The following is a 12,427-nucleotide window of genomic DNA, read 5'->3' on the forward strand; positions in this document are numbered from 1 at the left end:
TTGGTACGACTGAGTGGATTCGAACCACCGACCCCTACCATGTCAAGGTAGTGCTCTAACCAACTGAGCTACAGTCGTATTACTATATTTAAGTAAGTGTTAATTGCTTAACAACGGCCGCTAATATATAGCGTGGCGGTTGGTGAATCAAGCACGTTTCGTGTTTTTAGGTTTATTTGCCGTTTTTTTATTCATATTGGGCTGATTTCACACGTTTTATAAAACTCTTGCCACCAAATAACATGCTGTTTAGCTGAGCTTTTCAATTGATTTAATAAATTGGTATTTGAGTTTGCTTTAATCAGCTGATTAATTTCATTAGTTGTTACACGTTCTTGGTACCACAGTTGATTTAATAAAGGCTGAAGCACTTCAAGAAAACCAATGAGTTGTGCTTGGTAAGGCTGAATTTGTGAAAGATAGAACTTTTGAAATATATTATTCATTATTTTAGCTTTATCTTTGTTTTTACCCACTGGGCATAGGGTGCTTAAATTGATGTTATGCACCAACCCCGTGGCGATTTTATTTAGCCTTATTTGTTGCCTGACAGATTTAATTAATGATTGAATAAACCTATATTTATTAAGCGTTTCGAGTGCTTGGTATATTGCATCTGTGTTTATTTCGTCAAATTGAGCCTGAGCTAATTGCGCTTTAATAGCAGTAAGTTTACGCATAGCCTCAATTGTGTCGCTAAAGCCTGCGGGTTCTTTACTTAATTCTGAAGCGGTTAGTGACCACGTGCGGTTGAGCTCTGGTTCCTCAATAAGGGCTGCATTAAAATAATGTAGTAAATCAGCTTGTTTTTGATTTTTTGCTTCATGTATTTTTTTATACGTTACTGAGGATTCATCGAGGGAGGCTAAGCAGCTGTTGGCGTGTTGAATAAAGTCTATTTGATATTTCAAACGCCCTGCAGCGGTTGCTGTTTTACCCAGTTGGTTGTTGTGCTCACTTATTACCACATTTAAATTGCAGCTGCTGATCCCGGCAAGCTCAACTATACCCAGTGTTATTTTACTGTTGTTGAGTTCGCTTAACGGCTTTAATTTGAGTGAGTTAAGCGCTGGGAGGTCTTCTGATTTGTTGTCGGTTATATTTTCAAGGCGTTCTATGTAGGTATTGTTTGTACTACTGGGGGCCTCTGTGCAAGCACTTAGCATAGTAACGGTTAGTATTAGTAACATGCATACTAATACTAACTGCTTTATGTTATTTAAATTAAGCTTGTTGGCTAATAAATGGTTCATGTTTAAAGCGCTTACTAACGGTTATCATTAACAAAATGGCTGCAACAGTGAGCCCGACAATTATACCAATCCAAAATCCGTGCGGCCCCATTGCTGGCACAATTATATCTGTTCTTGCCAATACGTAGCCTAAGCTAAAGCCGATTAACCAATACGAAATAAACGTGATGTAAGAAATAGGGGCAGTGTGTTTTAATCCTCTTAAAATGCCATTTGCTGCAACTTGCAGGGCATCGGGTAGTTGATAAATACAGGCTAAAATCATAATTGAGGTCGCAAGGGCAATAACCGCAGGGCTATCTGTGTATAGCTGGCTTATCACATCACGACCTATAAATGTTATAAACGCTAAGAACAGTGCGATTAATATAGCCAGTAGATAACTTGTCGATACGGCTATTTTTAACTGATCGAACTTATTCTGGCCATACAAATTACCAATTCGAATGCTAATGGCAATAGAGAGGCTTAGCGGCATCATAAACAGTAACGCGGTAACACTTGCTGCAATTTGATGGCCTGATACAGCAACCGCTCCTAAATGGGCAATAAAGAGTGGAATACACGTAAAAAGTGTTACTTCAAAAAAAGTAGCCAAAGAGATAGGAATACCTAATTTTGTAATAGTGGCGATAGTCGTTATATTTGGTTTTTCAAACGGTGTGAGTAGCCCTTTGGCATCTATCTTTTTACTCATTTGGCAATAAGTGATCTGTGCTAATGCCATCACTGTTAAAACAATAGCTGTTGCTATACCACAGCCAGCTCCGCCATAGGCGGGAAGGCCAAATAAACCATTTATGAAAATGTAGTTAGCAGGAATATTAACGGCTAATCCGAGTAAGCTAATATAGAAGGCCGGTTTTGTCATACCCATGCCTTCAGTCATGTTTCGGTAGGTTGTAAAAAATAAAAATCCAAACACCCCCCATTTAACAAATTGAATATAGTCGAAAGCGAGGCTCGCAATAGCCGGGCTTGTATCTAGCTGTAATATTATAATGTTTGCCAAGTAGGCAATACTAAAGCCTGTAATACACAGTAAAACGGTTAAATATAAAGCTTGTTGAAAATAGTGGCTTATGCCTTTTTTGTCATTAGCGCCGGCAAATTGTGCAATTATGCCAGTTAGTGCTAACAAAATACCTTGCAACGCTAAAAGTAGTGGGTTCCAAATACCAGTAGCAATAGATAGCGCAGCTAGGTCGGTAGGGCTGACCTGACCTGCCATTATAGTGTCGACCACCGACATTAATATAAGGGTAACTTGTGCTAAAAAAACAGGCAGCGCGAGAGAAAGTAAACGCTTAGCTTCCCAATTACAAAAGGTCATAAAAACAGCTATTTAATGAGTAAGGCTGTAATTGTAATCTATTGTCTTTGAAATAAAAATCTAAGGAGTGAATGATTTTATAATTCGATACGTTAAACTAATACTTTGTCATAACTTAACGAGATTTTATGTTTACAGGTATAGTACAAACTCAAGCTACTGTGGTGTCTAAAAACCATAATGAGGGTGTGTTACGTTTAGTGGTGTCGGTGAGCGATGACTACGTTAAACACCTAGATTTAGGAGCCAGTATTGCGATTAATGGGTGTTGTTTAACAGTAGTAAAAGTTGAGCTAAGTAACCAAGATGTAGTCGCGCAAGTTCACTTTGACGTGATTGACGAAACACTTCAATTAACTAATCTAGGGCTTCTTGATCTGGGCAGTTTAGTAAATTACGAGCGCTCTGTTACTTTTGGCACAGAACTGGGTGGGCATATTGTATCGGGACACATTCACTGTTCGGCTAAAATAAATCAAATAATTAATACTCAAAGCAACTGCAAAATTCAGGTAAGCTTACCGGTAAAGTGGCAAAAATATGTATTGTACAAAGGCTTTGTCGCCATTAATGGTGCTAGTTTAACAGTAGGCGAGATTGACGAGCAGGGCTTTTGGTTGCATTTGATCCCAGAAACATTAGCAATTACAAACTTAGGTAAAGCGCAAGTGGGTGATGAGCTAAATATAGAGGTCGATCAGCAAACTTACACTATTGTTAACACCGTAGAAAACTACCTGCGTCATCAAAATTAAAAAATTTGTTCGTCGTCACTGTCTACGTGTAGCTCTAATTTATTGTTTGCATGGTCTATGTGCATATTTAAATGGATTGGGTTGCAACAGGCAGTGCAGTCTTCAATATAGTCCTGATCGCCCATGCTGGCATCTAAATCCAAATGAATGTGGTGTCCGCAAAACGGGCAGCTAATACGTTGTGATAAAAAGTCTTTCATAATCACTCCAAATACAAATAACTTAAGCAGAGCTTGGAATGTTTTTATTCTAACCACGGCTTAATGACGTAAAACTGAACTCATTAGAACCCTTTAAATATAGTCTGTTTAGCGTGTTATGACAGTTTATTTACACTTATTGCATAAGCTTATCTATATGTTGTTTAGCTTCAGTAAGATAGTGCCCAGCAAAAATATTTGCATGATTTAAAATAGGGTATAGTTGGTAAATATGTTTACGTTTTTGATAGCTTGGTAGAAGAGGATATTGCTTATTATAGGCAACATAAAATTCATCGGGTAGTGGCGCAAATAGCTCGCTCATTGCGATATCCACTTCCCGATCACCATAATAACAAGCGGGATTATATACGGTCGGTACTTCTTTTAAAAAGCCCAAGTTGCCTCGCCAAAAATCACCATGTAACAAAGATGGGTTCACAACATGACCATGTAATTGTGCTTTAACTTCATTAATTATGTGCTCGGGCTTGGCAAATTTAATGCCTTTTTCGGCTAATAGTTGTAATTGCCACCCTATGCGTTCTTCGGCAAAAAATACATCCCACTTTTTGTGCCAACGATTTGGTTGAACGGTTGTAGCTAAGTGATTATCTATATCAAAGCCAAACATTGCCTGGTCATGCTTTTGGTGCATTTGCGCTAGTTGAGTGCCCATTTTTTGCCATTGGCAATAGGGCTGCTCATCAAGCTCTAACCACGAAAGTACGATAAATGAAAATTCAATGTTAGCACCTGATGTAATGCAGCTTGGAACACTAAAATAACTATTATTAGCAAGCATCTGTAAGCTCCTAGATTCACTTTCTAATCGCTCAAGCTCGCTTTTGAGCGCAATTTTAACAAAGTAGCTTTGTGTGCCATTACTTATATGAAAATATTTATCGGTTGTTGTGCCTTGCAGTTGCCGCTTTTGTGTGTGTTTAAAGTCAGTATTTGTAGCTTGGCTAATGTGCTCGTTAATTGCTTTCCACATAATAGTTGCTCGTATTTTATACAGACACTTAAACTATGGCAAAAAGGGATTAATTTAACAAACTAAACGTTGTAAAATTAGTGAATGTGTCGCACAAAGTGACGCTAACTGTAATGGAGTAAAAATGAACAAAAGTTTTATAACCAATTTACTAGCAAGTATTTGTGTAGCTGCAGGATTGATGTTTGATCAGCCAGTAGTTTTGTCGGTGGGGTTATTTGCACTTTCTGGGGCAGTGACCAATTTATTGGCTATTCATATGCTATTTGAAAAGGTTCCGTTTTTATATGGGTCTGGTGTTATTGCGCTTAAGTTTGAGAGCTTTAAAGTTGCTATACGAAACCTAATACTCACTGAGTTTTTCTCCGAGCAAAAAATTAATAATTTACTCAACAAGGCGCAGCCTAATATCGACTTTGAACCGATCATTAGTAATGTTGATTTAAATCCAGCTTTCGATAATTTACTCGAGGTTATAGAGCAATCGCAATTTGGTAGCATGCTGGGTATGTTTGGAGGCACTGCTGCAATAGAGCCAATGCGCGAAAAATTTATTGATAAAATGCAACTTTCGTTAGCACAAATTTCTCAAACAGAGAACTTTAAAGCGTTAGTAACGCAAACGCTTTCACAAGGAAATAGTGCTCAAGGGTTGCACAGCACAGTACTTAAACTTGTTGATGAACGCCTTGATGAATTAACCCCTAAAATGGTGAAAGAAATTATTCAAACAATGATACGCGAGCACTTAGGTTGGTTAGTTGTTTGGGGCGGAGTATTTGGCGGTTTATTTGGTTTAATTGCGGGTGTTCTTTAAGCAATAAAGTTAATAATAAAACTAAGCAGGTTATAGTTATGCCTGCTTAGCTATAACGTTTAAACATGTTATTGCGGAGACGAAATAACAATGATTTCAGTTGACGACACCTTTGCTAAATCTTTAATTGAAGTGCGAGTACTGCTTTCAATATTTAAGTAATTAGCACTTTTATCTAAATTATAACGCGCTACAAAATCACCCATAGGTAAGTTATTACACGTTAGTTTATTGCTAATAATGCTTTTTTTAACGTTCAATGACTGCTGTGTTTTGCGTAGTAAATATGCTTTATTAGACGCAACAGCCATACAAATTTGTGTGCCTGGCGTTGAGTCGGCTGCTACAAATTGTTTTGCTGATACAGGTGCTGCTAATGCTGCACTACCAATTACAAGTGTTGTACATAATGCTGTTTTAAATGTATTCATTTTACTTTTCCTCGTTGTTTGCGGTTGCAAGCTAATTATTAAACTAATTAATTAAAAAAGCTGTTAACCAAACGCAACAAGCTGTAAGCAAGTATGTTTAATGTACACACTTACTTATAGGCTCATGAAAAAGCATATTTTTAAGTGTGTTTTTTGACACACTTTCATAAAAATAATTTATTGATACTGACATATTTTTTTAGGCTGGTATTATCGCCCAATAAATTGATGTGTAGATTTTTAGGATAAACAGTGAGTAAAGCGTTAGCCAGTTATTATCAACAAGCCTATGCCTGCGAACAACAACATTTTAATCAGTGTTTTTATTGTGGCTGCGAAGCAACTGAACGCGATCATTGTCCGCCTCTTCATATGCTGCAAAGTATTATTGATTTAGGCGAGGATGCCGACTTCATTTCAATTCCTGCTTGTTATGAATGTTATGCGCTATTACATAACGAACGACTAATGACGATTGACGAGCGCTTTACCAAAATTAAAAAAAAGCTGTCTAATAAATATGCCAAAGCACTGCGTGTCTATAATATGTGGGAAGAAAACGAATTAAGTGACATGAGTGATGAGTTTGCTCACAGTATTCAGGCCGGTATGAAATTAGGAAAAGAAGCCGCAGAGCGATTGGCATTTACAGGTTTTAGTTACGCCACTGAAGAGGCACGTGTCACAGTACGCGAAAAAACAAAAGAGTTTGATGTAGAAGGTAACGTTTTTACCGATTTTAAAGACGCACTGAATTACTGCATTACCTCTTTAAATGTGCAAAAAAGTGACTTTTATAAAATTTTAGTTGAAGACTACAACGGCGATTTTAACAAAGCCCTTAGTCAGTACCGTCATCGCCACGACAAGGTAACAGCGGCTAAAGATGGTAATACTCTTATTAAAGATTTTTCTAAATTACATAAGCAAAATTCAGATTTTGTAACTCGCACGGTCAAACATTTTATCAGCAAAGATCCGTCCCTCACCACAGAGGGCGCACTAGAAAAGCTATATAACAATTATATAAAAAAATAATCACGTAAATTCATCTTAATTTACCGCGTTTTCACCTGTTTTTTTAGCTTTATGCCCAAGCTTTCGCTAAAGTATTAAAAAAACAGGAGAACCCAACAACATGAATAAATTTGCTCCCTCTTTATTAGCAGTTGGCTTAGCCGCTGCACTTGTAGGTTGCCAAGAAAATGGCCCGCAAGATGATAAAATTACTATTAACAAAAACCCATACCCAAGTACTTACACGCCAATTTCTACAACAAGCACACTCATCACAAACGCGACTGTTCTTACAGGTACCGGCGAACGCTTAGATGACGCTGATGTACTATTGGTCGATGGTAAAGTACAGCAAGTAGGTAAAGACTTAACTGTAAAAGCAGACACAACTATTGATGCACAAGGTAAATGGGTAACACCAGGTATTATTGATGTTCATTCACATTTGGGTGCCTATCCAAATCCATCGGTAGAATCACATCAAGATGGTAATGAAATGACCAGCCCAAATACGGCCGAAGTTTGGGTAGAGCACTCTGTTTGGCCGCAAGATCCAGGGTTTAACCGTGCGCGCGAAGGCGGTATTACCTCGTTACAAATCTTGCCAGGCTCTGCTAATTTATTTGGCGGGCGTGGTGTTACGCTTAAAAACGTGCCAGCACACACAATGCAAGGAATGAAATTTCCTGATGCACCGTATGGCCTTAAAATGGCGTGTGGTGAAAACCCAAAACGCGTATATGGTCGTAAAGGTGTATTACCTTCAACACGTATGGGTAATATGGCTGGTTACCGCACTGCGTGGATTGGCGCGCAAGAATATAAGCGAGCATGGGATAAGTACGATGCAGAATACGCAGAAGGTAAAAATCCTGAAGCCCCGAATCGCGATATAAAGTACGATACATTACGCGGCGTTCTTGAAGGCGAAGTAATGATCCACAATCATTGTTACAAAGCCGAAGAAATGGCGATGATGATTGACCTTTCTAAAGAATTTAATTACCACGCGGGTACGTTCCATCACGGTATTGAAGCATACAAAATTGCAGATTTGTTAGCTGATAATGGCTCGTGTGCTGCATTGTGGCCAGACTGGTGGGGCTTTAAAATGGAAGCCTATGACATGGTTCAAGAAAACGTTGCCATTGTTGATGCGGTTAAGAACTCGTGTGCCGTTGTTCACTCAGATTCAGACACAACCATTCAACGCTTAAATCAAGAAGCGGCTAAAGTAATGTATCGTGCTAATGAAAATGGCTTTGATATTTCAGAAGAGCATGCAATTAAGTGGATCACCACTAACGCAGCAAAATCATTAGGTATTGACGATAAAACAGGCTCGTTAGAGGCAGGTAAACAAGGCGATGTGGTTATTTGGAACCAAAGCCCGTTTAGCGTTTACGCAAAAGCTGAGCAAGTTTTTGTTGATGGTGCAAAAGTTTACGATAGAAACGATAGCACTTATCAGGCAACCAGTGATTTTATGTTAGGTCAAAAATAAGGAGCACCCAGAATGAAAAATTTATCACGTTCGTTTTCGCTATCTCTGGTTGCTGCCGGATTACTAGCCTCTGGTGCTGTAGACGCACAGTCATTGGCTATTATTAATGCAACTATCCATACATCAACAGAGCAAGGCGTATTAAAAGGCGCAAGCATTGTTATGGATAACGGGAAAATTACAGCTATTAACCCGGCAGAAGTAAGTGCTGATGAAATTATTGATGCCAATGGTAAAATTGTTACCCCTGGTTTTATTGCAAGCAATAACCAACTTGGTTTAGTTGAAGTGGGTGCGGTTGCAGGCTCTCGCGATGCGGGTGACGACAAAGCGGGTATAGATTTTGATGTTAGCCTTGCATATAACGCACATTCAAGCTTAATACCCTATGCACGTAAAGGCGGCGTTACACGAGATGTAATTACCCCTTATGGCGGCGATAGTATTTTTGCAGGTTTGGCTAGTGTGGTTGATTTAAGCGGCAGCCTTGAAAGTGACGTTCAAAAACAAGCAGCGTTAGTTGTGCATTTAGGTGAGCGAAGAAAAGGCTCGCGCGCTTTTACACTGCAAACATTAATTAATAAGCTAGATGCCCATCAAACTAAATTGAGCAAAAAAGATAAAAAAGACGACGATAAACCAAGTACTGAAGACAAAGTAATGGCTAAAGTACTTTCTGGCGACATGCCATTGGTTATAAGCGTATCGCGTGCTGCTGATATTATTGAGCTTATTAAAGTGAAAGAGCAATTTGGTGTTAACTTAGTACTAAGTGGAGCACAGGATGCTGTTGTTGTTAAAGAGCATATTGCTAAAGCTAATATCCCAGTAATTATTAGCGCTATGGACAACTTACCAGGAAGCTTCGATTCTTTACACGCTAATTTAAATAATGCAGGTTTACTTGAAAAAGCCGGTGTTAAAGTACTTTTAACGGTTGGTGGAGATGCAAGTCACAATATTTATCAGCTTCGCTATGACGCAGGTAACGCTGTATCTTATGGCATGAGCCAACAAGGTGCACTGAAAGCTGTTACATCAAATGTTGCTGACGTATTCGGTATTAATGCGGGCAGTATTGAGGTGGGTAAAGCCGCTGATGTAGTGATGTGGACTAATGATCCGTTTGAAATAAGCAGTAACGTAAGTCGTATGTTTATTAATGGCACTGAGGTGTCTACACAGTCTCGCCAAGATAAATTACGTGACCGTTATACTACTGATTCAAACATGCCAAGAGCTTACACTAAGTAAATAGTAAGCGTTATATCAACCCGACAATTGGGATTTCATTAAGCGAGTTGATATTAACTTTAAAAGGTCGCATTAAGCGGCCTTTTTTAATAGGCATAAAAAAACCGCTTACTTTAAAAGTAAGCGGTTTTATTTTTACTATTTATTACACTAATTTAGCAAGGATATCGTTAAATGTAGTGCTTGGACGCATTGCTTCAAAAGCGGCTGCGTCATTAGGCTGGAAGTAACCACCTAATTCAACAGCAGGGCCTTGAGCATCGTTTAATTCGTTTACGATCGCGTCTTTATTTGCCTCTAGATCGCTCGCAATTTGAGTGAACTGTGCTTTAAGTTCGCTATCGTCATTTTGCTTAGCAAGTTCTTGAGCCCAAAATAAAGATAAGAAGAAATGAGAACCACGGTTATCAATTTCTTTAACTTTACGTGAAGGCGATTTGTTTTCAGCAAGGAAAGTACCCGTTGCTTTATCAAGCGTATCTGCAAGTACTTGAGCCTTGTTGTTACCAGTAGTTACACTTAAATGCTCTAGTGATGCTGCAAGTGCTAAAAACTCACCTAAAGAATCCCAACGTAAGTGGTTTTCTTTTTCAAACTGCTGAACGTGCTTAGGTGCAGAACCACCTGCGCCAGTTTCAAATAAGCCACCACCGTTCATAAGTGGGACAATTGAAAGCATTTTAGCACTTGTACCCAGCTCTAAAATTGGGAACAAATCTGTTAGGTAATCACGTAGTACGTTACCTGTTACAGAAATAGTGTCTTTACCTTCTTTAATGCGACCTAAAGAGAATAAAGTGGCTTCAAGTGGAGCTAAAATTTGAATATCTAGGCCAGCTGTGTCGTGATCTGGTAGGTATTTATTTACTTTTTTGATTAGCTGAGCATCGTGTGCACGATTTTCGTCTAACCAAAAAATAGCAGGAACGCCAGTAGCACGTGCACGGTTAACAGCAAGTTTAACCCAATCTTGGATTGGTGCATCTTTAACCTGACACATACGCCAGATATCGCCTTGCTCAACACTGTGCTCAAGTAGCGTATTACCTGCTGTATCAACTACACGAATAGTACCCGCTGCTTTTGCTTCGAACGTCTTGTCGTGCGAACCGTATTCTTCTGCTTTTTGAGCCATAAGGCCAACATTTGGAACGCTACCCATTGTCGTTGGATCAAACGCACCGTGTTCTTTACAAAAATCAATAGTTGCTTGATAAACGCCAGAGTAACAACGATCAGGAATTACAAAACTTGTGTCTTGTAATTTACCGTCATTGTTCCACATTTGACCGCTTGAACGAATTGCAGCAGGCATAGATGCATCGATGATCACATCACTTGGCACGTGTAAGTTTGTGATACCACGGTCAGAATCAACCATAGCAATAGCAGGGCGCTCAGCATATACAGCTTGAATATCGGCTTCAATTTCAGCGCGTTTAGCATCGTCTAATGTTTGAATTTTAGAGTAAACATCGCCTAAACCGTTATTAACATCAACACCTAGCTCTTCAAAAAGCTCACCGTGTTTTGCAAATACGTCTTTGTAGAATACTTTAACAGCGTGACCAAATATGATTGGGTCAGACACTTTCATCATTGTCGCTTTCATGTGAAGCGAGAATAAAACGCCTTTTTCTTTAGCAGCATCAATTTCAGCAGCTAAAAAAGCCTGTAGCTTAGCAGCACTTATGCGTGAAGCATCAATTACTTCACCAGCTAATAGTGGTGTGCTTTGCTTAAGAACAGTTATATCACCGTTTGTAGCAACATGCTCAATGCGCACGTCAGTTGCTTCTTCGATAGTTGTTGATTGCTCTGAACCAAAGAAATCGCCTTCGCTCATGCTTGCAACGTAAGAGGCAGAGTCTTTGCTCCACGCGCCCATTGAATGTGGGTTATTGCGTGCGTACTCTTTTACAGAGCCAGGTGCACGGCGGTCAGAGTTACCTTCACGTAATACAGGGTTTACCGCACTACCTTTTACTTTGTCGTATGCAGCTTGAATTGCTTTTTCTTCGTCGTTTTTAGGCTCAACAGGGTAATCTGGAAGGGCATAGCCTTTTGCTTGAAGCTCTTTTATTACAGCGCGTAACTGTGGAACTGAAGCACTAATGTTTGGAAGTTTGATGATATTAGCTTCAGGTGTTTTTGCAAGCTCACCTAGTTCAGCAAGTGCATCACCAATACGTTGTTCTTCTGTTAAATAATCAGGGAAGCTAGCAATTACACGACCTGCTAATGAGATATCGCGAGTTTCAACTTCAACACCTGCTGCATTTGTATATGCTTGGATGATCGGTAGCAACGAGTAAGTTGCTAGTGCCGGAGCTTCGTCCGTTTTTGTATAGATAATTTTTGATGTCATCATCATTCCTAGATAGTCGGCCAATTGGCCTTATTCAACAATGCAAAGAAATCATTAAAGCTGAGAGAGTACATATCATAGTGTTTTAATATATACGTTCAGATAATGAATAGTTTGTTAGGTGTTGGTACTCGTGTAGCTTTACAGTTAAAGCAGAATAGTCACACCTGACGAACTGTGGTCATATTTATAGCTAAAAATATAATAAAAATAAATTAGCCTTTAGACTAGTATATTTTATGTGCTCAGCAAGTTGAGCTAGTTGCTATGTTTTGCCTAAATTTTTAGCATCAAGAGTGTAACAAGCTTGAATACAAAGGGCTAGAGTTTGAGCCTGCTCACAAGCAGTTAAACGGTCAACTCTTAGAATATTGGGGTATATGAAATAAAATCAAGGATAAGGGTTGAAAATAAAGAAAAAGAAACAATTTATGTCGGTGTGGGTAAATAGAAGTGTGAGGAATTAAGCGAGGAGCCTAATAGGTCGCTCGCTTTAGT

General features: G+C 39.0%; 11 protein-coding genes and 1 tRNA gene. 5 read left to right on the forward strand and 7 right to left on the reverse strand.

What is annotated here, in order from left to right; all coding sequences use genetic code 11:
• Position 1 precedes the first annotated feature (1 nt).
• From CWB65_RS14300 to CWB65_RS14310, 3 genes are all read right to left on the reverse strand, one after another.
• Positions 2-78 (reverse strand) — tRNA-Val (locus CWB65_RS14300).
• Positions 79-191: 113 nt separating this feature from the next.
• On the reverse strand, positions 192-1,253 hold the full coding sequence (locus CWB65_RS14305; RefSeq protein WP_008128440.1) for a DUF3080 family protein: 1,062 nt from the start codon (positions 1,251-1,253) through the stop codon (positions 192-194).
• On the reverse strand, positions 1,225-2,586 hold the full coding sequence (locus CWB65_RS14310; RefSeq protein ID WP_138740827.1) for an MATE family efflux transporter: 1,362 nt from the start codon (positions 2,584-2,586) through the stop codon (positions 1,225-1,227). The genes CWB65_RS14305 and CWB65_RS14310 overlap by 29 nt, the downstream gene beginning before the upstream one ends.
• A gap of 128 nt (positions 2,587-2,714) precedes the next feature.
• Here CWB65_RS14310 and CWB65_RS14315 point away from each other — a divergent pair, with 128 nt between their 5' ends.
• The gene (locus CWB65_RS14315) at positions 2,715-3,341 is read left to right on the forward strand and encodes a riboflavin synthase (protein WP_008128433.1); all 627 of its coding nucleotides are present in this window, start codon (positions 2,715-2,717) and stop codon (positions 3,339-3,341) included.
• Here CWB65_RS14315 and CWB65_RS14320 read toward each other — a convergent pair.
• Both CWB65_RS14320 and CWB65_RS14325 read right to left on the reverse strand, forming a co-directional pair.
• Positions 3,338-3,541: a CPXCG motif-containing cysteine-rich protein gene (locus CWB65_RS14320; RefSeq protein WP_008128431.1), complete on the reverse strand. Its 204-nt coding sequence runs from the start codon at positions 3,539-3,541 to the stop codon at positions 3,338-3,340. The genes CWB65_RS14315 and CWB65_RS14320 overlap by 4 nt on opposite strands.
• 136 nt (positions 3,542-3,677) lie before the next feature.
• Positions 3,678-4,538, reverse strand: a complete 861-nt coding sequence (locus CWB65_RS14325) for a fructosamine kinase family protein (protein WP_008128430.1) — start codon at positions 4,536-4,538, stop codon at positions 3,678-3,680.
• A gap of 124 nt (positions 4,539-4,662) precedes the next feature.
• Between CWB65_RS14325 and CWB65_RS14330 the strand changes: the two genes are divergently transcribed.
• Complete coding sequence (locus CWB65_RS14330; protein ID WP_008128428.1) at positions 4,663-5,355, forward strand: hypothetical protein; 693 nt, start codon at positions 4,663-4,665, stop codon at positions 5,353-5,355.
• A gap of 68 nt (positions 5,356-5,423) precedes the next feature.
• Here the strand turns inward: CWB65_RS14330 and CWB65_RS14335 are convergent, their stop codons facing one another.
• Complete coding sequence (locus CWB65_RS14335) at positions 5,424-5,786, reverse strand: DUF3718 domain-containing protein (RefSeq protein ID WP_008128426.1); 363 nt, start codon at positions 5,784-5,786, stop codon at positions 5,424-5,426.
• 252 nt (positions 5,787-6,038) lie between these two features.
• Here CWB65_RS14335 and CWB65_RS14340 point away from each other — a divergent pair, with 252 nt between their 5' ends.
• The 3 genes from CWB65_RS14340 to CWB65_RS14350 all read left to right on the forward strand — a co-directional run bounded on the left by CWB65_RS14340 (position 6,039) and on the right by CWB65_RS14350 (position 9,561).
• Positions 6,039-6,824: a hypothetical protein gene (locus CWB65_RS14340; RefSeq protein ID WP_008128423.1), complete on the forward strand. Its 786-nt coding sequence runs from the start codon at positions 6,039-6,041 to the stop codon at positions 6,822-6,824.
• Between the two features lie 100 nt (positions 6,825-6,924).
• Positions 6,925-8,307 (forward strand): amidohydrolase, encoded by a 1,383-nt coding sequence (locus CWB65_RS14345; protein ID WP_138740828.1) that lies wholly within the window; start codon positions 6,925-6,927, stop codon positions 8,305-8,307.
• A 12-nt stretch (positions 8,308-8,319) separates the two neighbouring features.
• On the forward strand, positions 8,320-9,561 hold the full coding sequence (locus CWB65_RS14350) for an amidohydrolase family protein (protein WP_138740829.1): 1,242 nt from the start codon (positions 8,320-8,322) through the stop codon (positions 9,559-9,561).
• 145 nt (positions 9,562-9,706) lie between these two features.
• Here CWB65_RS14350 and CWB65_RS14355 read toward each other — a convergent pair whose 3' ends face one another.
• On the reverse strand, positions 9,707-11,929 hold the full coding sequence (locus CWB65_RS14355) for an NADP-dependent isocitrate dehydrogenase (protein WP_008128416.1): 2,223 nt from the start codon (positions 11,927-11,929) through the stop codon (positions 9,707-9,709).
• Positions 11,930-12,427: the final 498 nt, after the last annotated feature.

Source organism: Pseudoalteromonas sp. S554 (assembly GCF_005930865.1).
GTDB classification, from domain to species: Bacteria; Pseudomonadota; Gammaproteobacteria; order Enterobacterales; family Alteromonadaceae; genus Pseudoalteromonas; species Pseudoalteromonas marina.

What these genes read in the sequence shown, in the direction of transcription:
- CWB65_RS14305 (WP_008128440.1), bottom strand. Translation starts at nt 1,253, where the DNA reads ATGAACCATTTATTAGCCAACAAGCTTAATTTAAATAACATAAAGCAG.
- CWB65_RS14310 (WP_138740827.1), bottom strand. Translation starts at nt 2,586, where the DNA reads ATGACCTTTTGTAATTGGGAAGCTAAGCGTTTACTTTCTCTCGCGCTG.
- CWB65_RS14315 (WP_008128433.1), top strand. Translation starts at nt 2,715, where the DNA reads ATGTTTACAGGTATAGTACAAACTCAAGCTACTGTGGTGTCTAAAAAC.
- CWB65_RS14320 (WP_008128431.1), bottom strand. Translation starts at nt 3,541, where the DNA reads ATGAAAGACTTTTTATCACAACGTATTAGCTGCCCGTTTTGCGGACAC.
- CWB65_RS14325 (WP_008128430.1), bottom strand. Translation starts at nt 4,538, where the DNA reads ATGTGGAAAGCAATTAACGAGCACATTAGCCAAGCTACAAATACTGAC.
- CWB65_RS14330 (WP_008128428.1), top strand. Translation starts at nt 4,663, where the DNA reads ATGAACAAAAGTTTTATAACCAATTTACTAGCAAGTATTTGTGTAGCT.
- CWB65_RS14335 (WP_008128426.1), bottom strand. Translation starts at nt 5,786, where the DNA reads ATGAATACATTTAAAACAGCATTATGTACAACACTTGTAATTGGTAGT.
- CWB65_RS14345 (WP_138740828.1), top strand. Translation starts at nt 6,925, where the DNA reads ATGAATAAATTTGCTCCCTCTTTATTAGCAGTTGGCTTAGCCGCTGCA.
- CWB65_RS14350 (WP_138740829.1), top strand. Translation starts at nt 8,320, where the DNA reads ATGAAAAATTTATCACGTTCGTTTTCGCTATCTCTGGTTGCTGCCGGA.
- CWB65_RS14355 (WP_008128416.1), bottom strand. Translation starts at nt 11,929, where the DNA reads ATGACATCAAAAATTATCTATACAAAAACGGACGAAGCTCCGGCACTA.